Below are 23209 nucleotides of genomic sequence, written 5' to 3' on the forward strand. Positions count from 1 at the left end.
GAACTTTTTTATTTTTGATGGTCGTGTGACTTTTTGTGCCGTGATGGTGAAATGGTGGCAGCTTTTTTCCATGAAACTACATCGATATCCGCCTGACTAACCCTCATTGGCCTCATTGCGCTATAAACTATGCACACATTTTTTTAGTAGTTAGGAGCATCAGCACATGCAACTGGGGATTATCGGACTAGGCCGCATGGGCGGGAATATTGCACGGCGCCTGATGCTCAATGGGCATACCACCGTTGTTTACGACCGTAACGAAGCTTTTGTAAAAGGCTTGAGTGAAGAGGGCGCCACGGGCGTTGCCGACCTCAAGGCATTGGTGGCCGGGCTGCAGAAACCGCGCACCGTTTGGGTGATGTTGCCAGCCGGCGCACCGACCGAAGACACCATCAACGAACTGAGTACGCTGCTGGAAGACGGTGACGCAATCATCGACGGCGGCAACACCAACTACAAGGACGACGTTCGCCGGGCCAAGGCCCTGGCGGAAAAAGGCCTGCACTATGTTGACGTCGGCACCTCCGGCGGCGTCTGGGGCCTGGAGCGTGGCTATTGCATGATGATCGGCGGTGACGCCGAGACCGTGCAGCGCCTAGACCCGATCTTCAAGAGCCTGGCCCCGGGCCTGGGTAATATCCCGCGTACCAAGGACCGTTCAGACAGCGCTGACCCGCGCGCCGAACAGGGCTACATTCACGCCGGCCCTGCGGGTTCCGGGCACTTCGTCAAGATGATCCACAACGGCATCGAATACGGGATGATGCAGGCGTTTGCCGAAGGGTTTGACATTCTCAAGACCAAAAACTCGGAAAACCTGCCGCAAGACCAGCGCTTCGACCTGAATGTGGCCGATATCGCTGAAGTCTGGCGCCGTGGCAGCGTGGTCTCGTCCTGGCTGCTGGACCTGACCGCCGATGCCCTGGCCACCGACCCGAAACTCGACGGTTACTCCGGCTCCGTGGCCGACAGTGGTGAAGGCCGCTGGACCATCGAAGCCGCCATGGAACAAGCCGTGCCCGTACCGGTACTGTCCACCTCGCTGTTCGCACGCTTCCGCTCGCGCCAGCAGAGCACCTACGGTGACAAAATGCTGTCTGCCATGCGCTTCGGCTTTGGTGGCCACGTGGAGACTTCCAAAAAATGACCGCCAACGGCAAGAAACCCAAGGCCGAACCTGCTCCGCCCACCACGCTGTTTCTGTTTGGTGCCCATGGTGATCTTGTCAAGCGCCTGCTCATGCCGGCGCTGTACAACCTCAGCCGTGATGGGTTGCTGGGCGACGGCCTGCGCATTGTCGGCGTTGATCACAACGCCATCAGCGACGCCGACTTCGCCAAGAAACTCGAAGATTTCATTCGCACCGAAGCGGCGAGCAAGGTCAGGGGGAATGGGGAAAACGCCCTGGACCCTGAGCTGTGGGCGCAGTTGGCCAAAGGCATCAGCTACGTCGAGGGTGACTTCCTCGACGACAGCACTTACGGCGACATCGGCAAGAAGATCGCCGACAGTGGCACCGGCAACGCCGTGTTCTACCTGGCCACTGCACCGCGTTTCTTCAGTGACGTGGTGCAGCGCCTGGGCAGCGCCGGGCTGCTGACGGAAACTGACGACAGCTTCCGTCGTGTGGTCATCGAGAAGCCCTTCGGCTCCGACCTGGCCACCGCCGAAGCGCTGAACGCCAGTCTGCTCAAGGTGATGAGCGAGAAGCAGATCTATCGCATCGACCATTACCTGGGCAAGGAAACGGTGCAGAACATCCTGATCAGCCGCTTCTCCAACGTGCTGTTCGAAGCGTTCTGGAACAACCATTACATTGATCACGTGCAAATCACTGCGGCCGAAACCGTTGGCGTTGAAACCCGTGGCAACTTCTTCGAGAAGACTGGGACCCTGCGCGACATGGTGCCCAACCACCTGTTCCAGTTGCTGGCGATGGTCGCGATGGAACCGCCCGCTGCCTTTGGCGCCGATGCCGTACGCGGTGAAAAGGCCAAGGTGATCGGTGCGGTACGCCCTTGGTCCCTCGACGATGCGCGGGCCAACTCAGTGCGTGGCCAGTACACCGCCGGTGAAATCGGCGGCAAGGCACTGCCGGGTTATCGCGAAGAGGCCAATGTCGCCCCGGACAGCAGCACCGAAACCTTCGTCGCCCTCAAAGTGATGATTGATAACTGGCGTTGGGTCGGCGTGCCTTTCTACCTGCGTACCGGCAAGCGCATGAGCGTGCGCGACACCGAAATCGTTATCTGCTTCAAGCCTGCACCCTACGCGCAATTCCGTGATACCGAGGTGGATGAACTCAAGCCCACCTACCTGAAAATCCAGATCCAGCCCAATGAAGGCATGTGGTTCGATCTGCTGGCTAAAAAGCCTGGGCCGACCCTGGACATGGCGAATATCCAGCTGGGTTTTGCCTACAAGGACTTCTTCGAAATGCAGCCGTCGACGGGGTACGAAACCCTGATCTATGACTGCATGACCGGCGACCAGACCTTGTTCCAGCGCGCAGACAACATCGAGAACGGCTGGCGTGCGGTGCAGCCATTCCTCGATGCGTGGAAGGAAGACGACGGGATCCAGGCCTACAAGGCCGGTGAAGATGGTCCGGCCGCCGCTGATGCGTTGCTCGCCCGTGATGGTCGCACCTGGCATAGCCTCGGATGAGTGATGCCGCGATCCATCCCATCCGTTTTATCCTCAGTGACGTGGACGGCACCTTACTGCATCCAGATCACAGCCTCAGCCAACGCACTGCCGACGCGGTGCGGGCCTTGCGTGACAGCGGCGTGTTTTTCAGCCTGGCCAGCGGGCGCCCGCCCAAGGCCATGCTGCATCTGATCGAAACCTTCGGTATCGATGTGCCGGTGGCTGGCTTCAATGGCGGCACGCTGATCAACCCGGACGGCAGCATCCTGGTTGCCCACCATCTGCCGGCTGAAGCGGCGCTGGTCACCCTGGCGCTGTTCTCGGCAGAGCCGGATGTGGAAGTCTGGGTGTTTGCCGACGGTGACTGGCTGCGCCGCGACCCGCCAGGGCCGATGGTGCAGCGCGAGGCCGATGGCCTGGGCTACGGGCCGATTGTGGTGGAGAGTTTCGAGCCCTACCTGGACCGTGTGGACAAAATCGTCGCTGCCAGCAACAACACGCAATTACTGGTGGAGCTGGAGGCGCAGTTACAGCCCAAGGTTCAGGGGCTGGCTCAAGTATCCCGTTCGCAACCGGTCTATCTGGACGTGACGGCGATGCTGGCCAACAAGGGCGAAGCCTTGAAAACCTTGGCGGCGTACCTGGGTGTCCCCGTGGAGCAGACGGCGGCTATCGGTGATGGCGGCAATGATCCGGCCATGTTTCACGTGGCCGGGTTGTCAATTGCCATGGGGCAGGCGGAGGAAACCGTCAAGCGCCAGGCCAACGTAGTCACCGGCAGTAATGTCGATGACGGCGCGGCAGAAGCAATCGAGCGGTTTATTCTGGCCGCTCAATAAGCGTTGCGCGTTCTAACACTGAACTTGCGCCTCTCTAAACCGATAAGCGCAAGTTGCAGCATCGGATTACTTCGGCATTACCCAAGACAGCAACTGGTGGCCATCTTTGTCCAGCTCGGCGCGCGCTTGCAACAGTAAGTCTTCGAGTTGTGCCGGGTCGGTATAAGTGCTCGAAGACAGTTGTTTTCTGCCGATACGGTTGTTGGTACGGTCGATGACGCTCAGGCTGAGGGCGCCATTGCCGTCATGCCAGGCCACGCACTGAAAGGGCTGGAAGGCACGGTCTGCGATCAAAAGAGCTTCGTTGATGCGGAGCGGGGCGTTCATGTGGGGTTCTCTCTCATTGCCCATTCAAGTGAGTGCCGGCGGTTGGGCTGACCGTGCGGCGGGTTACTTGTACTGATGCACGATGGCGGGGTACGGGTCACATGTTAGAGCAACTATTTTCGATGTTTAGTGATTAATGTCATGTAAGCGGCTGTTTTGAAAGCTGAATGAAAGTTTCGGCAACCCTGAACTTTTTTGCGCTAAGCGTAGCGAGATGGCTTTTTGCCCAGACTTATAGCGAAACGGTACAAGGACAGCGTCAAGACCTTGCTAGTGTTAGCGCCAGGCGTCACAAACCGTTGTTTCTAAATAACTTTAACAATTTTGACGCCAAGGAATAGTCATGGTTGTTACACCTGTGCAGCGTCGCTTGCTCGTGGTCGACCCCTGTGACGACTGCCATGGGCTATTGCCTGGTTTGCGCACCGCCGGGTGGGAGGTGGACAGCTGTACGCTGGAGGCCGTGGGCGACCGATCCTGCGATGTCGGGCTGCTTCGCCTGCAGCCCTACCACCTGGAGCGTCCGGAAGCGGTCAAGGAACTGATCGGCCGCAGCGGCACTGAATGGATCGCCGTACTCAGCCAGGACGTGCTCCGCCTGCAGAACGTGGGTGACTTCGTCTGTGAATGGTTTTTCGATTTCCATACCTTGCCCTTCGACGTGGCCCGTGTGCAGGTCACCCTGGGTCGCGCGTTCGGCATGGCGCGCCTGCGCGGCAAGGGCCATATGCCGGTGGATGAGCCCGAGCATGAGTTGCTGGGTGACAGTCGACCGATCCGCGAACTGCGCAAGTTATTGTCCAAGCTCGCACCCACCGAATCTCCGGTATTGATCCGCGGCGACAGCGGCACCGGCAAAGAACTGGTGGCCAAGACTCTGCATCGCCAATCCCAACGTCACGCCAAGCCGTTTGTGGCGATCAATTGCGGGGCGATTCCTGAACATCTGATCCAGTCCGAATTGTTCGGCCATGAGAAGGGCGCCTTTACCGGCGCCCATCAGCGCAAGGTCGGGCGTATCGAAGCCGCCAACGGTGGCACGTTGTTCCTTGATGAAATCGGCGATTTACCGATGGAGTTGCAGGCCAATCTGCTGCGGTTTCTGCAGGAGAAACAAATTGAACGCGTCGGCGGCAGCCAACCGATTCCCGTGGATGTGCGGGTATTGGCGGCCACTCACGTCGACCTGGAAGCAGCGGTAGAGAAGGGCACCTTTCGCGAAGATCTGTATTACCGCCTCAATGTCCTGCAAGTGGTCACGGCGCCTTTGCGCGATCGGCATGGCGACGTGGCGATGCTGGCCAATCACTTCTCACGGTTCTACAGTCAGGAAACCGGCCGCCGCCCGCGCAGCTTCAGTGACGATGCGCTGGTGGCAATGGGTGAACACGCCTGGCCGGGTAACGTCCGCGAGCTGGCCAACCGCGTCCGTCGCGGCCTGGTACTGGCCGAAGGGCGCCAGATAGAAGCCGTTGATCTGGGATTGCACGGTCAACAGGCAATTTCGCCGCCGATGGCTACACTGGAAGACTATAAACACCGCGCCGAACGCCAGGCGCTGTGCGACGTGCTCAATCGGCACAGCGACAACCTGAGTGTCGCAGCCCGTGTACTGGGAGTTTCCCGGCCCACGTTCTACCGGTTGCTGCACAAACACCAGATCCGCTAGGGCGGGTAAACCGAAAAGCCCCGCAACGACCCTTATCGTTGCGGGGCTTTTCCTTGCTCCGAAGACCTGTAGGAGCGAGCTTGCTCGCGAAAAACGCAATGGCACCGCGTTTATCCTGGCACCACGCGTCATGGTGGGGGGCTTCGCGGGCAAGCCCGCTCCTACAGCGTTTGTGGTTAGAAGTAGTACGGGAATTTCAGACTAAACGTAAAGTCCGGCGCATCATCCGTCATCCCGATCGCCAGGTTCGGCACAATCGTCAGGTTTTCCGACGCCGCAATCGTCATGCCCACGTTGAAGTAACCGGCGTTGGCATCGCTGGACACCACCGACTGCCAGTCCCCGCCATTGGGCTTGAGCTTGCTTTTGCGCTGGATCAGGTCAGACACCGAGAACGACATACTCATCTTCTCGTTCAGCGCAAAGGCCACGCCGACGCCCAGTTGGAAGCTGTCGCCCAGGCTAACCTTGCCGCCGACTTTCTGGTTGACGTCACTGCTGATGTCATCAAACGACTCTTCGAAGTTGTGGGTGTAGGAGAACGAGCCGAACAGCACCGCCGGGTCGAAGGTCTTGACCAGCGAGATCCCTGGGGTGATCGACCACACACCATTACCCGTCGGCAGGTTTTCCGGCACATACAGGTTGTCGTTGGCGGTTGAGCGCACCAGCTTGATGCCGAACGGTTCTTTACCCGTCGGCGCCTTGACGCGCACCGACACCACGGCATCGGGCAGGGTGGGGGTTTCATCCAGGAACTTGTAGGCCACACCGAAGTTGACGTCGCCGATGGTCGGGTCGCGGCTCACCGACTCTTCCGAGGTGGCGTTGGCGTTGTTACCCGCACCGCCGGACTGGTAGGTCGACTCGCGGTACACCACCGGCACGTTTACGTCGAACTGCCAGCGGTTGTCGACGTTATAGCGACCGGTCAGGTCAAGCGTCCAGTTATCCGCCTTGATCCGGTCCAGATTGATGTTGCCTAGGAAGATCGAGTCCAGCGCCAGGAAACCGTTGAGCGTAAGCTGACGTGCATCGTAGCGCGCATAGGTGATGCCGGTTTCAAAGCTGAACTTGCCGTTGCCAAAGAACCCACTGGCTTCGTTGTAGAGGTTGCTCACGCTTTGCGCCGGCGCCGAATCATCCTTGAGCGACTGGCCGTAGGAACTGCCGCCGCCGCCCGCACCACCGGATGCCGCTGCCGCACCAGTACCGGCGACGGTGGCGCCGCTGGCTTTCTGGAAGTCGGCTGGGGATTTTGCCAGGCGTTTCGGTGGCGGGGCCGCCGGTTGATCCTCCACCTGACGCACCCGTTGCTCCAACACTGCCAAGGCTTTTTGCTGCACTTCGTACCGCTGCTTGAGTTCCAGAAGCTCCTGTTTGAGGGTCTCGATATCGGCATCTGGCGCGGCATACAGAACGGATGCGGGCAAGAGCGTACTTAAACAGACCACCGCACGTAGCGATAACGATCGATGCATGAAATAAGCCGTCCTTTTCTAATGCGTAAGTGTCGAGGGTCAGCGTAGTTCAATAACCGAGCGTGCGTAGGCCTTTGAGTTGATCCAGATTGCAATTCAATGCCGGGTTGTTCAGCCCGTTATTCATCACCACATTGAGTTGGGTCATGTTGCTGACGAAGTTTCTGTCACCCGTCAAGACGGTGCCTTGCAGCACCTGGCCGCCGCCAATCTGCTGAAGGCTATTGCCTTGGTTGTGGTTGCCCTGGATCGCCATCTGCAAGCCGCCATTGTTGGCCGATACGCTCACACGGCCTGCGGCGCTGTCACCGGTGACGGTGCCGCCGGCCACCAGTACCTGGCCGGATTGCACGATGTTGGAAGGGGCGAAGCCGTTCTCGGTGACGTTGATCCCGACATTGTTGTACGCGGTGTTGCCGTCGCCGGCAGCGCGCACGCTTTGGGTCACGCCCGTGCCGGTCCCCAGGCCAGCGCCGCCGGTGACATTACCGGTACCGGCGTTCGGATTGCTGCCGTTTCCGGTCGAACCTGTGGTCTGTACGTAGAATTGTGGCGTGATGGTGGAGGAGTCGACTTGCATGCTGGCCTTGCCAGTGATGGTGTCACCCACCGCGTTGGTCCAGGTGCTGCTCATGACAATACCGAAGCTGATAATCCGCCCCGGCATCACATAACGGCCGCGCAGCTCGGCCATCTCCGAGTCCTTGAGTTCAATCGGTTTAAACGCCGATGAAGCATAAGCGGGCATTGAGGCTGCCAGACACAAGACCGTCAGCCAACGGGAAGTGTTCATCTTTTGCTCCTGGAGCGTCCTGCCCCTTATTGCGCTTCTTAGAAGAAGTCGCTCTGGATGAAACCGAAGTCCATCAGCTCGGCATCGCCGACAGGCCTGAACTCATTCAACTGGTTCTTGGCGGTCAGCGGCATGGGTGGGTCGAGCAGGGCGTTGGCCTTGTCGTAACCTTCACCCAGCACGGCGAAGACGATGCCATTCCAACCTTTGATGAAGTCGTCATGTGAATAGCGTTTGTGGCCCAGTACTGGGTCGCCGATATAGACCCAATCCTTGTCCGCGCGCTGAAGTACCACGAAGTGCTTGTAGCCACGAATCTCCAACAGCACCACCACAGGGATTTTCACGGTCACCAGGGTGTCTGGCCCGATCTTGTAGCCCCGGGCACGCATGCCGATGCTTTCGAGGTAGCGCTTCATGTCCAGCATGGAAAAGCCCTGGGTGCGTACCAGGTCCTGGTCTGCATTGACCAGCATGCCTTTGATCACGTGGTCTTCGTCGACGTCCAGCCAATAACCCTGGCGCAGAATGGTGGCGAGGGCCGCAGCACCGCAGCTGAAATCAGTTTTCTGTTCCACCAGGTTGGCGAACCGGCGTTCACGGATGCTCTCGACCTTCTTGAAGATGACTGCACCGCCAGGCATGGCGGAGATCGCCATGGTGCCTGCCCAGGTCGGGCCGGTGAGGAGCATCAAGAGGGTGAGGGTCGCGAGGCGCATGATCGTCTGACCTGATGGACACTGAAATAAAAAGGGCCTTGTTGCCAAGGCCCCGTTGGATCAGAAGCGCACGCCGCTGGAGCAGACGCTGCAGCCTTGGCCTACAGACAGGCTGTTGCTGGCTTGGTTGCCAGCACCGGATTGCAGGTTCACACCGATGTTGCCGGAGTTGTTGTTGATCGAGTTGTCGGCGCTGGCGTTGTTCGAAACGTATTGAGGTTTGCCGCCATGATGGCCGTACCCGGTGGCAGCGGTGTTGAGGTAGTTGTTGGCGAGCGAGTTTTGTTCGGTATTGGCAGCCGCTGCGATGTTTTTGCCATCAGCCGTGGTGATTGCCAGGTTGTTTTTGCCTTGGTTGCCTTGACCTGCCTGGCCGTTGTAACCCACGTTGCCGGAGTTATGGTTAACGGAGTTATCCAGGGAAGCGTTGTTTTGGGTGCCTTTGTTGACGAAGTTGTTCAGGCCGCTGTTCTGGTTCACATCAACGACGGCGAACACGGTAGCAAAGTCGCCTTTGGCGCTGGAGATGGCGCCAGAGTTGTCGGCCTGGTTACCACTGCCGGCTTGAATGTTGACGCCGGTGTTACCGCTGTTGTAGGTGACCGAACCATCGGCAGAGGCGTTGTTTTCAGTTTTGGTGTCGTCATACTTGTTGCCGATGCTGTTTTGTACATCGGTAACCACGGAGGCAACCACACCGGTTGGTTGAGGCGCAGGGTGCCAGCCACCTGCTTGAGCAGCAGCAGCCATGAGTGCGGCGAGAGCGAAAACCATTGGTTTCAGGGCCATTTGAGGTTTCATGGTGTTTCTCCTTGCTTCTAATTAGTTGGTTAAGTGTTGGTACGGTCTAACTCGTGCTACCAAGCAGTTACTTGATAGTGATGCCCAGGGTGTTAGCCACTCGGTTCCCCACCCCAGCACTCTGGTTCACCTGAATCACTCCTCGGCTGCCGGTGAAGGCCTGGTCGCTTGTCACGACCTGGCGGCTGCCAGTGGTGGGGGTGAGCCCTGAGTCGGTTGCCAGCGTCGTCGTGTTCTGTTGCAACAGGACGCTGTCGTCGATGCTTTGCGGGCCAGGGTTGACGCTGATCCGCACGGCATTGACTAATTGGTTGTTGGCCCCGGCGGACTGGTTGACGCCCAACATGCCGTTGCCATTGCTGAAAGAAGTACCCTCGATCGCCGCCTTGGCGTTCAGGGACGGGTCGACGTTGCCGTCCATCCTTTGGATATTGCTGGTAGTCGCCTGGCCGCCGAGCGCGACGGCGCGGTTGTTGGCGGTTTGCTGCTGATTGCCCGCGGCCTGGTTGACCATCAGGTTGCCGCGGTAGTCTTTACCGCTGTTGTTGATCACGGCGGTGTTGTCCGCCATTACTGCGGTGCTGCCCAGCAGGGCCAGCAGGAGCAGGGAACGGTTCATTGTTTGCCCCCCATCATGCTGCCGATGTTGTTGAGGGGCGCCAGGCCACGCTGGATCGAGTCGCTGATCTGACCGCCCATGCTGCCGCTGCCCCCCGAGCGGCTGGCGGCTGCGCCAGCCCCCAAGGTAGACATGCTGTTTTGTGTGGCACTCAAGCCGGTGAGGTTGCCGTTGGGCTGCATGGCGCGAGTGATACCCAAGCCGCTATTGATGTTCCCGAAATCACGGTCGGTCAGTTCGCCCGAGAGGGCGCTGTTGATTTCTCGGCTTGGATTGACATTGGCGGTCTGGGGATAAGGATCGGGGCCAAAGGAGGCTCGGCCATACATGTGGCCTTGTACGTCGCGGCCTGTCACGATCACGCCGTCACCCGCCAGGGCTGGAACACTGATGCTGGCACTGAGTACACAGCTGATCAGCAGTACCTGCATCGAACCTTGAGTGAGTGTGATCACGGCGGCATTCCTTATTCTTCGCGCTGACCCTAAACAGCGCTGTAAGGGATAGAGCAGAAGCCGTGCCGCTTTTTATTTTGTGATGTTATTCAAGGTGTTGAAGGTATTGATGGGCAAAGTGATGGCAACGCTGTTTCAGGCATGAAACAGCACCCCAGCCATTCGCACCTTCCCAGCCACTGCGCAAACGCTTCACTCGGTTGTATCAGCGCTGTAACACCACCGATGACGAAACGATGAATCCGCTACGCATGGGCGCTTCAGGGCAGGGGGGTGTTAAAAAAACGGACACTTCAGGCGTGGCGAAGCCCGCCGCTGTGTGCAGAGGCTCAGCTTTTCGGGGTTTTACGCGGGATGGCGTTAAGTACGGGGTTGCCGTCCTGGTTCTGAGTCAGGTAGACCGGCAGAACCTTGGGCAGGGAGGACACGAGGTTGTTGACCTCGTTGATGTTGTAGATGCCGCCGATGCGAATCGTGCCGGTGTTGGCGTCGGCCAGCATCACCGGTTTGTTCAGGTAGCGGTTGATCAGCGGCAACGCGTCGGCCAGGGCCAGGTTGTCGAGGATCAGCTTGCCCTGGCGCCAGGCCAGCGCGGTGTCGTTCGGGGTGATCGCCCTTACGCGCGGCGTGGCATCGCCTTTTTGGTAGTTGGCCTGCATGCCGGGGGTGAGCGGCACGCTGCCATGCACCTTGTCGCTGGAGATCTGCACCGAGCCTTCGAGCAGCATCACGCGCACCTGATCTTCATACTTCCACACATTGAATTGAGTGCCCGTCACCCGCACCTGGCCTTCGCCGGCGTGCACGATAAAGGGATGGGCGCTGTCATGGCTGACGTTGAAGAACGCTTCACCTTTTTTCAGCGTGATACGGCGCTGGTCCTTGTAGTTGCTGTAGACCAACTCGGTGCCCAGGTTTAGCTCCACCTGGCTGCCGTCACCCAAGGTGATCTGGCGCAGACCATTGGCGGCATCGTAGCGTTCATAGGAACTGGGCAGCCAGCCGGCTTCCCAACCGGTGAAGGCTGCCAGGGGCAGGGCGGCCAGGCAGATCGCCGCCGCCACGGCGTAGGTGCGTAAGCGGCTGCGGGGTTTGAAAGGCACCACGACCGGCTTGGGTTCGTTACGGGGGAGGTGGTCGGCAACGTCCCAGATCTCCAGCATCGCCGCGTATTCAAAGGCATGCAGCGGGTGGGAATCGTGCCACTGTTCAAAAGCCTGACGTTCACCCGTGGTGCAATCACCCGCGTGCAGGCGCATGCACCAATGCGCGGCAGCGTCGGTGATGGCGTCGTATTCGGCTTCTGAAAGGGACTTTTCGGTCATTGACTCATCCTGATTTCCCACATTCTAACCTCCGCAGGCGGGTGGCGAGAACAGCCGTCATGGCGATTGCACATCAATTGGAACTTATTCTCGTTTGAGAGCACCTAAAAAATTCAGGACATTCCCACCATGGAGAACGAAAATGCTGAAGAAAACCTTAGTCGCATTGTGTGCAACCACTGCTTTGCTCAGTGCTGGCGCTGCCTTGGCGGATAAACCGGGGGCGGGCTGGATTACCATTGAAAAGGCTATCGAAGTCGCCAAGACCAAGGCCGGTTATGTGGAGGTATACGCGGCCGAAGCCGACGATAATGGCTATTGGGAAGTCAAAGGGCGCAAGTCCGATGGCACGGTCTATGAAGCGCGCATTGATGGCGCATCGGGCAATATCCTGCGAGATCAGAAAGACTGACGCTGCCTGCCGGGAGCTCACTCGGGCTCCCGGATCCCGTGCGCTGCGGTGACATTCAAGGCGCGCCCTGTTCAGGGTCGAGTACGCGGCCCATTTCACAAATAAGCCTGGCAATGGAGTCGGCGTTGCGAAGAATCGTGTCAATGCGCTTGTCGGGTGATGCGGCATCCAAAAACGCATCACGGGCCGCCTCGACAGTCGGGCTGGATGTGATTTCCTTGACGGCTTTGAAGGTGCGGTCCTCCGAGCTGTCGGAGTCCATGCTCTCCCATATGCCTAGGAAAGAATTCCAGCGTGAGAACAGCCGATGACGGGGCGTGCCCAGTGACAATGCGTTGCGTTGGACACCCTGCAACCAGTTCTGTGCGGCCCGGCCTTTAGCCGTCAGGGTTTCGATCAGGTCCGCAAACGGCAGCCGGGCTTCTGTGCTCGCGATGTCTTCGGCGCGCCCGTAGATATGGGCGAATTCGTGAATCAGTGTGGCTGCTCGCGCATGGCCGTCAATGTCGAACGCTTCAGTCAACAGGTTCGCATACTCGTCCAGTTGCTGATCAAAGAACAACTCGGTAAAAAACACCTGTTTTGTCCTGTCGCTGGCGATGGTGAATGCAATCACCTTCTGGTTGGGATCACCGCTAGAGCCGACTACGAAACGTGAGGTCTTCCACCCGTCAAGGTCGGGATCTACCAAGGCTTTGCACAGAGGGATGAGGGTGTTTCGCACCTTTTGCAAAATGCCGTCATCCACATTGTTGACGTCAAACAACTGCTTCAGGAACCCCTCCAAGCGTGTGTCGTGAGTCAGGTGTCGCAGTTGCACCAGGTTATGCATCGCACGGAATGCATAAGTTCGCGCGATATCGAGTGCTTCGATAATCTGCCGGGCCTTGGTTGGGTAAAGCTGACGAATCTCATCCATGCCGGTGGCGTCGATGTTCATGACCATCTTGGCGGTGTGTCGGGTGACATAATAATTGCCCAGCCGCGAGAGCGCTTTGCCGTATTGCAGTGTGTGGGTCTGTGGGGCCAACACCAGCTGTTTTTGGAAAGTGCTGGACACCAGAGGGCCGTCGTTGCTGGCGATCCGCAGCTGTTTGGCTTTCTCGATCGGATAGACCTTGCCCTCCACGGCTCCATAAAGCGTCTTGCCGTCGGCACTGGCGTAGAGGCCTGTGCCTGGTTGCTTTTGCAAGTCTTTCAAAGATGCCTGGCTGGTTTCCAGAGATTGCAGGCGAGTACGTCTGGGGTCGGTTACGTCGATGTCCCGGGCGGTCGGCGCAATGGCGGTGTCGGAGGGGGGCAGGTCGCTTTCGTGCACCTCCTTGTACGCCGGGGGAGAAGATTTGGGCACGGGTGTGCGAATCAGTCGCTCCAGCGTTGCCATCTTCGCAACACCGAGAATGAACGAGTGCAACGCATCTTGCCAATGATGCTGTTGCAGGGCTTCGGCAGAGTCTTTGAACAGTTTATAGCTCTGCCAGATCAGAACGGGTATCCGCAGTTTTCCCGGCAAGAATTGCACGGCGATCTGCACGCCGCTGCTCAAAAGGCTCTTGGCGGTGTCCCAGAAGCCTTGGCCATCGGGGTCCTGCTGATGGTTAAGCATTCGCCCCATCACCACCTGGTTGTCCTGGTAAAGCTGCTTGATGGCGTGGCCTTCGATCGGTCGATTGGCCAAGGTGATTTCGGAGGTGGCACCCGCGGTGCTTGCCAGTAGGTTTTTATATTTCGTCTTGTCAGCGCCCTCCAGGTGGGCGGTGATCCAGTCTTGCCGCTGGCCAGGCACATTCAGGTCGCTGAGAAACTGCGCCTGGTTTTCGAACTCCGTGAAGCACTGGCCGGGATAGTAAGGCGCGTAGAGAATCAGCGGCCCAGTGGTACCGGCGCTGATTACATAAAGCCCAAGCGCCTTGACGATGCTGGCGCCTGGTGTGGCGATCATCTCAAGGGGACGAAGGGTCGCGGTGGCGCCTGCGATTGTGGCCCGTGCGATGGCGTCCGGCATGTCGACGACCTGCTGAATCAGGTTGTAGCCAGTCTCCGATAGCCGCTCTTGCAGTTTCAGTGCATGGGCGTGTTGCAACAGTTGCCAGGGTAATTGCTGGATGAAGCGCAGCTCACGCTCCAGTGCGCCTGGTTGGTTGGGGGCCAGTTTGTCTTTCAGGTAGTCCTGAGCGACCTGGGCGATGTTCAATTTGAGCAAGAGTTGCCGGATCGTCGATTCGGTCAGTTGCGTTGCGCCCGACTCCACCGTAAAGGAACTCGCCTGCTCGTTGATGTGTGCCAGGGCATAGTCGGTGAGGTTCTGTCGTTGACCGCCCAAGGCAAGCCGTGGCGTGATAAAAACGTCTTCCGGGTAAACGGAATAGTCCACCAGCATATCGCTCAGCGTGTCGTGAACCTGCTGGCGAAGTGAGAAAAGCTCATACAGATAGTCTTTTTCATCCTGGGTATTGAGACGATATTGCTCAAGTAACTCAGCATGGTGCTGCTGTTCAGCAGGGCTTGCCATGCCCAGCCAGGCGGGTAGCGAGCGTTGTGCGACAAAATGATGGGCGAGCTGTGCAGCCCCTCCAAGGACAGGGGTAGGCAGCACCGCCATAAGCTTCAATAGTGTTTTACCGGTTGGTTTCTGTGCCAGCCAACGGGCCCGTTGGGCGATGTAGTGGTCGATCCAGGACTGCTGGCGGTTTTCGCTGACCGGCCCGGTGATCAGCCAGAATGCCCCCAGGGTGTAGTTGGCATGCAGTTGGCGTTGACTCGGGTCAAGATTATCCAGCAGTGCCAAGCGTGCGGCGGGGTCTTTCAGGCGCTCCTCAAGTTGCTGTTTTGCCACGGCTGGAGACACGAAGGTTTCCAGGCCCCAGGCGGGCGTCCAGAGAATCGCGTGGCCCGAATGGTGGTGATCAAGCCCACCGCGCTCGGTGATCATCAGGCAATTGGCCAAGCTGTGGCGCAGTGCTTCTTCATCGCGTTGGACGGTGATGCGATAGACATCCGGGATAAAACCTTTAAGGTCCTCCCGCCGGCGACGGTCAGGGTTGAAGGGGTCAAACACGGCATGAATGATGGCGTCGTCCCTGGGGTCCAGTGTCTTGTTGAGACGTCGTAGATAGGCCTGATTGCGTATCGCGTTGGACATCATGGTCCCCATCTGCGGCAGCATGTCCTGGAGGTGTTTGCGGGGGATGTCGTGGATAGCATGCTCTTTGTAATGAGCCAACACTTGATTGACGATCCGATTGAGCGTCCTGACGTCCACCTGAGACAGTTGCTGCCCATAGGCGGTGTGGTCTGGTTTGTAAACGCCGTAATGTGGGGTTTCAGGCACCGGACCAAACCCTTCGGCCAGGCGCTTGGCGAAGTGATCCACCAGGCTTTGGCTTTCCAATGGTGCCACAAGGGGGTAGGAGACCGCCTCTTCGGCGTAGCGATTGATGAACACCCGTGCCGGGTCGAGTGCCTGTCGTTCGCGGCTTGCCAAGGCCTCGGCCAGCGGGGTGAGGATGGACGGCAGTGGTTTGATCAGGTTCTCCAGCGCGTGCGGGATATCAATCAGCTGTTTATACAGCTGCTCCGCTCGTTTAGCCGCGACCGAAATGGGCCGAAGAGGGTCAGCCAACACCGAGTGGGTGGTCCAGCGGTGTGCAGTGTTCAGCGTCAAGAGCTTGTCATCGACCATGAAGCGCACGTCCATGGCGTGATCCAACAGGGCCGAGAGGTTGATATCGCCATGTTCACGACGAAATTGGCCGAGGACGTAGGTCAGGTTCTGCCGTTGTTTGTCGATGATGCCCTCCATCAGGTGTTCAAATACGTTGCCGACAATCAGGTTGCCGCTGACTGACGGTTGGGTAAAACCGATAAACACCAGCCGCTCCTCCAGGGACAGGAAATTGTAGACATCGTCTTCGTAGGCGGGCGCCTTGACCATGGCCTTCAAGGCCTTGATCAAGTCATCGTGATCGGCCAGTACCTGCAATCCCTTGGGCGGCGAGTAAAACCAGGCGTGCGCGTTGCCGATCATCACCGAACTGGTCGGCTCGACGAAATGAGACGCGTGCTCCCAGAACCGCACTGTCTCGAAGCGTAATCCGTCACTGGCTTGGGTGCGTGGCGCCCCGTTGACATGGTAGAGAGCGGCCAGTTCATCGGCTTGTTCAGGTGTAATGATCTCACCCTGGCGTTTGAGCAATAGATCGATCCGGGCCTTGTGCGCCATGATTTTGGCCAGGAGTTTGCGACGTGAGGTGCCGTTTGGCGACTCTGTGTTCCAGAACGTCTCAAGGGCATTTTGCAAGAACGACGATAATTGTTCGGATGCCTGTTTCATGCCTTCCTCCCAGCGCGTTGCGTCGTGGGAGGCGGTGACGGATTGGGGATGAAAGAACTCGCGGGTTTGCCCCACCGGCCAGGCTTGTTGACGGTAAAGCATCAAGAGCGCCTCGCTGATCGACAGCGAATTGACCCATTGCCGTGGCTCACCTTCTGTTGGCGGCAACTTGAAGAAATTGATTCGGGCTCGGCTGGGTTCAATCCTCGGAAAGTGTCGACGAAAGATCGAGGTGAGCAGCGCTTGGAGCATAGTGTCGAGGCTGGGCAATTTCACCAGCTCGGCGAGCGCGGCTTGCAGGTTGAGCGTTTGCTGGTGGTCGATGGCGGCTTTCTGTTCGTCAAATACATTGCCCTCAATATCCACAGGCGTCAGCACCAGGGGGCGTGGCAGCTTCAAGCCCGAACGTGTGCCCAGAGCAATGAACTGCAAGAGTTCATCGACCTTGGCCGGCGTTTTGAGGCGTTCAGTCAGCTCGCTGAGTAATAGTGCTCGACTGTCGAATTTTTCCAGCCCGCCATACGGCGTGTAGAGAAAGGCGCTGGTGTAGGTGCCCGTTGAACTCATCATGAAACTGCCGACCAACTCCAGGGCCGTCGGGCTGTTTTTATTCAGCCAGAGTGATTGGGCGATCATGGGCGGAGACTGCTTGCGCCGTACCTCATTGCTGCTCAAAGGCAGATTGCGCAGAAAACGCCTGTCGTTGGCATTGATGCCGAAGTGTCGCTCGCGTTCGCGTTCCTTCCAGCCACTGCGCAGGACTTCAGGAAAAAAATAGGGTGGTTGTACCTGACTCATTGGATAAACCCTCAAAGGCGTGGAGGCGGTGCGAACAACCTCACCGGGAAGTCGTGAGCCTAGAGTCGTGATACCAGGGTTCGGCAGTAGATATGTCTGACACGCCGGGCTGCGTGTCGTGGTCGACAGCCACGCGCGAAACACTGTTTAATCGTCGATGCCGATTGTTCGTACGCAGTGCCCCTTCCAATAATTAAACGGGAGCTACCGATGTCTGCATCGCCTTTGGATCACGACGCTTCAACCACGTACCTGAGCTACGAGACATTGACGCTACTGTTGCAGCGCATCTTTCTGCAGCACGGCACGTCTGAATCAGTGGCTCAGGTACTGGCCGAGAATTGCGCCAGCGCCGAGCGTGACGGGGCCCATAGTCACGGGGTGTTTCGCGTGCCTGGCTATGTGTCGACGTTGAACAGTGGTTGGGTCAACGGCAAGGCAGTGCCCATCGTTGAAGACGTCGCCAGTGGTTTTGTGCGGGTGGATGCGGCGAATGGTTTTGCCCAGCCGGCACTGGCAGCCGCCCGGTCACTGTTGGTAGACAAGGCCCGCAGCGCCGGTATTGCGCTGCTGGCGATTCACAACTCCCATCACTTTGCTGCTTTGTGGCCAGACGTCGAGCCCTTTGCCGAAGAAGGCCTGGTGGCGCTGAGCGTGGTCAATAGCATGACCTGTGTGGTGCCCCATGGCGCCGACCGGCCGTTGTTCGGCACCAACCCGATCGCGTTCGCTGCACCACGGGCGGACGGCCCTCCCATTGTGTTTGACCTCGCCACCAGCGCCATCGCCCACGGCGACGTGCAGATTGCCGCGCGCAAAGGCGAGCGCCTGCCACCGGGCATGGGCGTCGACAGCCTGGGTCAGCCGACCCAGGACCCCAAGGCCATTCTTGAAGGCGGGGCGCTATTGCCGTTTGGCGGGCACAAGGGCTCGGCGCTGTCGATGATGGTCGAGCTGCTGGCGGCAGCGTTGACGGGCGGCAACTTTTCATTCGAGTTCAATTGGTCGGAGCATCCGGGGGCACGTACGCCTTGGACAGGCCAGTTGGTGATTGTGATCGACCCGAGCAAAACCGCCGGACAGAGCTTCGCCGAGCGCAGCCAGGAACTGGTGCGGCAGATGCATGCAGCGGGGTTGCGGAGGTTGCCGGGGGATCGACGTCATCGCACGCGGGCGAAGTCCCAGCAAACAGGTATTGAAATGGACACGAAAGAACTTAGGCAGTTGCAGGCACTGGCGGAAGGTTAAACGGGGCTGCGCCTGTTGCGCAGCCCCGATTGTTTCAGTTGCGACGGCCGAGCAGCAGGCCTACGACCAGGCCGAAGCCGGCGGAAATCGCCACGGTCTGCCATGGGTGGCCACCGATGTAGGTTTCGGTAGCATCGACCACCGGCTTGCTGCGCTCGCGCACGTTGGAAACCGAATCCAACGCTTGCTTGAGTTTGATGGCGACCTGCTCGCGCAGGGTTTCACCTTCCTCGCCGACCAGGGACGCGCTGCTTTTGAGCAGTTTGTCCGATTCTTCGATCAGCGCGGTGAGTTCGCTGAAGGCTTGGTCCTTGATTTGGTCTTCGACGGCTTGGGCAGCAGTTTTGCGGGCCATTGTGTGACTCCTTGCGAGTGAATGTGACAGTGAACAATGGAGTGTCGAGCGTTGGCAAAAGTTGCAGTTTTTTTGCCGGCCGGCCGTTTCGAGCAAAATCCGGATCAGGAATATTCGACCTACAGTGTAAGATGTCGCCTATTTGTGCAGCAGGTAATTCAACATGAGCTTCAATCTGGCCAACAAGACCCTCGCCGAACGCGCCGAGCTGGAAGATGAAAAGTCCCGCCTCTATGACCTGTGGCAAACCAACCTGGGCAAGGCCAAGGGCGAAGCGGCACGCCTGTTTGGCGAACGGGCCAAACGCAAGGGCAAGTGGGCCGAGTGGGTGCGCGCCGAACTCGACGGCATGTCGCCGCCGGAGTTTTCCAACATGGTGCGCAGTGAGGTCAACAAGTTGATGGCGGCAGCTAAGTAAAGCTCGCCACAATCGCTTCACGCACTTTCAGCAGCAGCGGATCGAGCTGCGCTTGGGTGCGCCAGCCCAACTCCACCGGGTAGCGCGGCAGGGCCAGTGGGCAAGCCAGTACCCGCAACCCGGTCATCGCACTGATGGCCTCGGCGGCGTGACCGGGAATGGTCGCCACCGCCTGGCTGCCCTTGAGCAGAAAAGGCAGCGCGGCGAAGTGGCTGGTGGACGCACACACCTGGCGGCTCAGCCCTTGGGCCGCCAAGCCCTCATCGGTGATCCCGATAAACCCGCCTGACGACACCAGTACGTGCTCGCGAGTGACGAACTCGTCCAGGCTGATGCTGGTCTGGTCCGAGTCGACCAGGCAGCGGTAATCGCCTTCTCCCAGTACTTGGCGACTTAACCGGCCCTGGGCAAAGCCACCGGCTGTGATAGCAAGATCCAAGGTGCGATCGAGCAGGGCGCCTGCGACGATCTGGCTGTGGGTCTGACGGAAAATCACCCGTAGTTTCGGTGCGCGCCGGGCGATCTCATCCATCAGCCTGCGGCCGTAGGCAATCTCGAAATCATCCGACAGCCCCAGCACCACGGAGCGCCCCTGATACTGTTGGTTGGCCGGGTCGACCATGGCCAGGCTCTGTCGGCAGCGATCCAGTGCTTCACTGATCAGTGGTTTCAACTGGTTGGCCCGCAAGGTTGGCGCCAGGCCACGCCCGGTACGCACGAACAATTGATCGCCATACACCTCGCGCAAACGCCGCAAGCCTGCACTGATGGCCGACTGAGTCACGCCCAGGCGCAAGGCGGCGCGGCTGGCGCTGGACTCGTCATGCAGGGCTTCGAAGGTTTTCAGCAGGTTGAGATCGACCTGGGCGATATTGATCTGGCTCATATCATTCAGCACTGAAGTGGGCTTTATTCATGATCGAGGCTGGCGGGAGAATGGGCAACCCCCATTACCTGGAGTGAACACGATGCCTGTTTCTACTGTGGCGGCCCTGCAAATCGGTTCCCTGCCTGATGGCAAGGGCGAAACCCTGGCGCAGATCCTCAGTTATGAAGACGAGATCCTGCGCAGCGGTGCGCAACTGGTGGTGATGCCGGAGGCGTTGCTCGGTGGCTATCCCAAGGGCGAAGGGTTTGGCACGCAACTGGGTTACCGCCTGCCGGAAGGGCGTGAAGCCTTCGCTCGCTACTTCGCCAATGCTATCGATGTGCCGGGCCCTGAAACGGAGGCGCTGGCCGGACTGTCGGCGCGCACGGGCGCGAGCCTTGTTCTCGGAGTGATCGAGCGCAGCGGTAGCACGCTGTATTGCACCGTGCTGTATTTCGAGCCGGCGGGTGGGCTGGTGGCCAAGCACCGCAAGCTCATGCCTACCGGCACCGAACGGCTGATCTGGGGCAAGGGCGACGGCTCGACCCTGCCGGTGATCGATACGGCAGTGGGACGTGTCGGCGGTGCGGTGTGCTGGGAAAACATGATGCCGTTGCTGCGCACGGCGATGTACGCCAAGGGCGTTGAGGTCTGGTGCGCGCCAACGGTGGACGAGCGCGAGATGTGGCAGGTGAGCATGCGCCATGTGGCCCATGAGGGGCGTTGCTTTGTGGTGAGTGCTTGCCAAGTACAGGCGTCACCAGAGGCGGTGGGGGTTGAGGTGGCGAACTGGCCGGCCGAGCGTCCGCTGATTGCGGGTGGCAGCGTGATTATCGGGCCCATGGGCGACATTCTGGCGGGACCGTTGCTGGGAGAGGCCGGGCTGTTGACGGCGCAAATCAACACGGAGGATCTGGTGCGCGCGCGGTATGACTACGATGTAGTAGGGCACTACGCCCGGCCGGATATTTTCGAACTGGTGGTGGATGAGCGCGCTAAACCGGGCGTGCGCTACATCACCGACTAAAACACTCCTGTGGCGAGCGGGCTTCTGTGGCGAGCGGGCTTGCCCCTTTCAGGATCACCGCGATCCCGGATTGTAAGGTTTTGGGGCCGCTTCGCGCCCCAACGCGGGGCAAGCCCGCTCGCCACAACCACAAGTCAGCAATGTTGGTTGCATAGCGTTTACCAGGTGGCAGTATTCGGCAAGTCCAGCGTGCCACGGTCAACAAAGCGCATCGTGCCAAACAGTCCACCCGCCAGTTTGCCCCGCAGCACATACGGCAGGTTGTTCAAACTCTGCGTTTGGCTCAGGCCCAGGGTCTGGCGCAATACCGAAAACGCCGAAACACTGACCGGCACCATCAGCACAGTCTCGGAAAAGCGTGGGATGGAACCGCGTTGATCACTCACGCCTGACGCCAGCGGCCGGCCATTGACCTCCAGGTCCAGGGCCACGCCGTTGTAGTCGATCGCCGTCTCATTGGGGTTCTGCACCCGCAGCTTCACTGCGAAGCGCACTTCCAGGTCCTGGCTTTGCAGGGGCTCGATGCCCACCACGTTGATGTTCACCGGGTCACGATTGGGGAACAGCGCGCAAGCGCTCAGGGTCAGCAGCAACAGCGATAGAACCATGAGCTTGCGCATATAAAAGTGCTCCTATTTGGTGACGTCCGGATCCTGCATCACTTTGAGGGTCGATGACTCCGGATCAAATTCATCTTCTTCCAGCTCTATGAACTCTTCCGGCAGGAAAATGTTCAGCAGGATTGCACAGAAAGCCCCCACGGTGATCGGCGACTCGAAGATGTTGTGCAGTGCCTTGGGCAGGTCGCGCAAAACTTCCGGCACGGCGGCCACGCCCAGGCCCATGCCCAGGGAAATCGCCACGATCAGCACATTGCGGCGGTGCAGCCCGGCTTCGGCGAGGATCTTGATACCCGCCACGGCCACGGTGCCGAACATGATCAGGGTCGCACCGCCCAGCACCGGCTTTGGCATCAGTTGCAACACCGCGCCGATCATCGGGAACAACCCCAGCAGCACCAGCAGGCCGGCGATGAAGTACGCCACATAGCGGCTGGCCACGCCGGTCAACTGGATCACCCCGTTGTTCTGGGCGAAGGTCACCATTGGCAGGCTGTTGAAGGTGGCTGCCATCGCCGAGTTGAGGCCGTCGGCCAACAGGCCTGACTTGATGCGCTTGATGTACAGCGGGCCCTTGACCGGCTGCTGGGAAATCATCGAGTTGGCGGTCAGGTCACCGGCCGCTTCCAGGGGCGAAATCAGGAAGATTACCGCCACCGGGATAAATGCCACCCAGTCGAACGAGAAACCGTATTTGAACGGCACCGGCACGCTGATCAGGGGCACCTGGGGCAATGCGGCCATATCCACACGCCCCATCAGCCAGGCCACGACAAAACCCAGGGTCAGGCCGATCACGATGGAGCCCAGGCGCAGGAACGGGTTATTGAAGCGGTTGAGCACCACGATAGTCAGCAACACCAGCGCCGCCAGGCCCATATTGCTGGCGGCGCCGAGGTCGCTGGCGCCGAAACCGCCGGCCATGTCGGTGACCGCCACTTTGATCAGCGACAAACCCATCAAGGTAATGATGGTGCCAGTGACCACCGGGGTGATCAGCTTGCGCAACTTACCGATGAACTGGCTCAGCACCACCTCGATAAACGCGGCGAAGAAGCAGATGCCAAAGATTGTCGAGAGAATTTCATCGGTGCCGCCGCCCCGGGCCTTGACCATGAAACCCGCGCTGAGAATCACGCTGATAAAGGAAAAGCTGGTGCCTTGCAGGCACAACAGCCCGGAACCGATCGGGCCGAACTTGCGCGCCTGCACAAAGGTACCGAGCCCCGACACAAACAGCGCCATGCTCACCAGGTACGGCACTTCGCTTTCCAGGCCCAGCACGCCACCGACGATCAGCGTGGGCGTGATGATCCCGACGAAACTCGCCAGCACGTGCTGCAACGCGGCAAAAATCGCCGCGGTGAAGTGCGGGCGGTCTTCCAGGCCGTAGATCAGGTCGGATTTATAGCGCGGGCGGGGGGCTTGAGCGTCAGACAAAATACGGGCT

General features: G+C 59.2%; 21 protein-coding genes. 8 read left to right on the forward strand and 13 right to left on the reverse strand.

Annotated features, from left to right (window positions below; all coding sequences use genetic code 11):
• The first annotated feature begins 166 nt into the window (after positions 1-166).
• Genes gnd through HX793_RS27900 form a run of 3 tightly spaced genes read left to right on the forward strand, consistent with a single transcriptional unit; the run spans position 167 to position 3491 of the window.
• The gene (gene gnd / locus HX793_RS27890) at positions 167-1150 is read left to right on the forward strand and encodes a phosphogluconate dehydrogenase (NAD(+)-dependent, decarboxylating) (protein ID WP_177053006.1); all 984 of its coding nucleotides are present in this window, start codon (positions 167-169) and stop codon (positions 1148-1150) included.
• Positions 1147-2670 (forward strand): glucose-6-phosphate dehydrogenase, encoded by a 1524-nt coding sequence (gene zwf, locus HX793_RS27895; protein ID WP_177053007.1) that lies wholly within the window; start codon positions 1147-1149, stop codon positions 2668-2670. The genes gnd and zwf overlap by 4 nt, the downstream gene beginning before the upstream one ends.
• Entirely contained in the window at positions 2667-3491 is an 825-nt protein-coding gene (locus tag HX793_RS27900; RefSeq protein ID WP_016979414.1) for a Cof-type HAD-IIB family hydrolase, read from the forward strand. The genes zwf and HX793_RS27900 overlap by 4 nt, the downstream gene beginning before the upstream one ends.
• 66 nt (positions 3492-3557) lie before the next feature.
• Here HX793_RS27900 and HX793_RS27905 read toward each other — a convergent pair whose 3' ends face one another.
• Positions 3558-3818 (reverse strand): DUF1652 domain-containing protein, encoded by a 261-nt coding sequence (locus HX793_RS27905; protein ID WP_016979413.1) that lies wholly within the window; start codon positions 3816-3818, stop codon positions 3558-3560.
• A gap of 343 nt (positions 3819-4161) precedes the next feature.
• Between HX793_RS27905 and HX793_RS27910 the strand changes: the two genes are divergently transcribed.
• Positions 4162-5487, forward strand: a complete 1326-nt coding sequence (locus HX793_RS27910) for a sigma-54 dependent transcriptional regulator (protein ID WP_016979412.1) — start codon at positions 4162-4164, stop codon at positions 5485-5487.
• Between the two features lie 176 nt (positions 5488-5663).
• Here the strand turns inward: HX793_RS27910 and fapF are convergent, their stop codons facing one another.
• From fapF to HX793_RS27945, 7 genes are all read right to left on the reverse strand, one after another.
• Positions 5664-6968, reverse strand: a complete 1305-nt coding sequence (fapF, locus tag HX793_RS27915) for a fibril amyloid transporter FapF (RefSeq protein WP_016979411.1) — start codon at positions 6966-6968, stop codon at positions 5664-5666.
• A gap of 49 nt (positions 6969-7017) precedes the next feature.
• Complete coding sequence (gene fapE, locus HX793_RS27920; RefSeq protein ID WP_177053008.1) at positions 7018-7761, reverse strand: fibril amyloid subunit FapE; 744 nt, start codon at positions 7759-7761, stop codon at positions 7018-7020.
• A 38-nt stretch (positions 7762-7799) separates the two neighbouring features.
• On the reverse strand, positions 7800-8480 hold the full coding sequence (gene fapD / locus HX793_RS27925; protein WP_016979409.1) for a fibril amyloid maturation endopeptidase FapD: 681 nt from the start codon (positions 8478-8480) through the stop codon (positions 7800-7802).
• Positions 8481-8540: 60 nt separating this feature from the next.
• Entirely contained in the window at positions 8541-9281 is a 741-nt protein-coding gene (gene fapC / locus HX793_RS27930) for an amyloid-like fimbrin subunit FapC (RefSeq protein ID WP_016979408.1), read from the reverse strand.
• A 67-nt stretch (positions 9282-9348) separates the two neighbouring features.
• Complete coding sequence (gene fapB / locus HX793_RS27935) at positions 9349-9900, reverse strand: fibril amyloid subunit FapB (protein WP_177053009.1); 552 nt, start codon at positions 9898-9900, stop codon at positions 9349-9351.
• Entirely contained in the window at positions 9897-10355 is a 459-nt protein-coding gene (gene fapA, locus HX793_RS27940) for a fibril amyloid chaperone protein FapA (protein ID WP_177053010.1), read from the reverse strand. The genes fapB and fapA overlap by 4 nt, the downstream gene beginning before the upstream one ends.
• Positions 10356-10684: 329 nt before the next feature.
• On the reverse strand, positions 10685-11680 hold the full coding sequence (locus HX793_RS27945; RefSeq protein WP_177053011.1) for a FecR family protein: 996 nt from the start codon (positions 11678-11680) through the stop codon (positions 10685-10687).
• A 142-nt stretch (positions 11681-11822) separates the two neighbouring features.
• Between HX793_RS27945 and HX793_RS27950 the strand changes: the two genes are divergently transcribed.
• Positions 11823-12092 (forward strand): PepSY domain-containing protein, encoded by a 270-nt coding sequence (locus HX793_RS27950; RefSeq protein ID WP_016979404.1) that lies wholly within the window; start codon positions 11823-11825, stop codon positions 12090-12092.
• Positions 12093-12147: 55 nt separating this feature from the next.
• Here the strand turns inward: HX793_RS27950 and HX793_RS27955 are convergent, their stop codons facing one another.
• A complete protein-coding gene (locus tag HX793_RS27955; protein WP_308936663.1) occupies positions 12148-17367 on the reverse strand; it encodes a dermonecrotic toxin domain-containing protein in 5220 nt (1739 codons plus the stop codon).
• A gap of 66 nt (positions 17368-17433) precedes the next feature.
• On the opposite strand from HX793_RS27955, the gene HX793_RS27960 reads away from it, so the two are divergent.
• On the forward strand, positions 17434-18471 hold the full coding sequence (locus tag HX793_RS27960; RefSeq protein ID WP_177053013.1) for an Ldh family oxidoreductase: 1038 nt from the start codon (positions 17434-17436) through the stop codon (positions 18469-18471).
• Between the two features lie 34 nt (positions 18472-18505).
• On the opposite strand, the gene HX793_RS27965 is transcribed toward HX793_RS27960, so the two are convergent.
• Positions 18506-18826 (reverse strand): ElaB/YgaM/YqjD family protein, encoded by a 321-nt coding sequence (locus tag HX793_RS27965; protein WP_016979401.1) that lies wholly within the window; start codon positions 18824-18826, stop codon positions 18506-18508.
• A 163-nt stretch (positions 18827-18989) separates the two neighbouring features.
• On the opposite strand from HX793_RS27965, the gene HX793_RS27970 reads away from it, so the two are divergent.
• Complete coding sequence (locus tag HX793_RS27970; RefSeq protein ID WP_003190904.1) at positions 18990-19244, forward strand: hypothetical protein; 255 nt, start codon at positions 18990-18992, stop codon at positions 19242-19244.
• Here HX793_RS27970 and HX793_RS27975 read toward each other — a convergent pair.
• A complete protein-coding gene (locus tag HX793_RS27975; protein ID WP_177094435.1) occupies positions 19237-20130 on the reverse strand; it encodes a LysR family transcriptional regulator in 894 nt (297 codons plus the stop codon). The genes HX793_RS27970 and HX793_RS27975 overlap by 8 nt on opposite strands.
• 82 nt (positions 20131-20212) lie before the next feature.
• On the opposite strand from HX793_RS27975, the gene HX793_RS27980 reads away from it, so the two are divergent.
• On the forward strand, positions 20213-21139 hold the full coding sequence (locus HX793_RS27980; protein ID WP_177094437.1) for a carbon-nitrogen hydrolase family protein: 927 nt from the start codon (positions 20213-20215) through the stop codon (positions 21137-21139).
• Positions 21140-21297: 158 nt separating this feature from the next.
• On the opposite strand, the gene HX793_RS27985 is transcribed toward HX793_RS27980, so the two are convergent.
• Positions 21298-21759, reverse strand: a complete 462-nt coding sequence (locus HX793_RS27985) for an LEA/WHy family protein (protein WP_016979398.1) — start codon at positions 21757-21759, stop codon at positions 21298-21300.
• A gap of 12 nt (positions 21760-21771) precedes the next feature.
• Positions 21772-23199, reverse strand: coding sequence for a nucleobase:cation symporter-2 family protein (locus HX793_RS27990; protein ID WP_028615910.1), 1428 nt, complete (start codon positions 23197-23199; stop codon positions 21772-21774).
• Between the last annotated feature and the right edge of the window lie 10 nt (positions 23200-23209).

This window comes from Pseudomonas reactans (assembly GCF_013387025.1).
Lineage (GTDB): Bacteria > Pseudomonadota > Gammaproteobacteria > Pseudomonadales > Pseudomonadaceae > Aquipseudomonas > Aquipseudomonas reactans.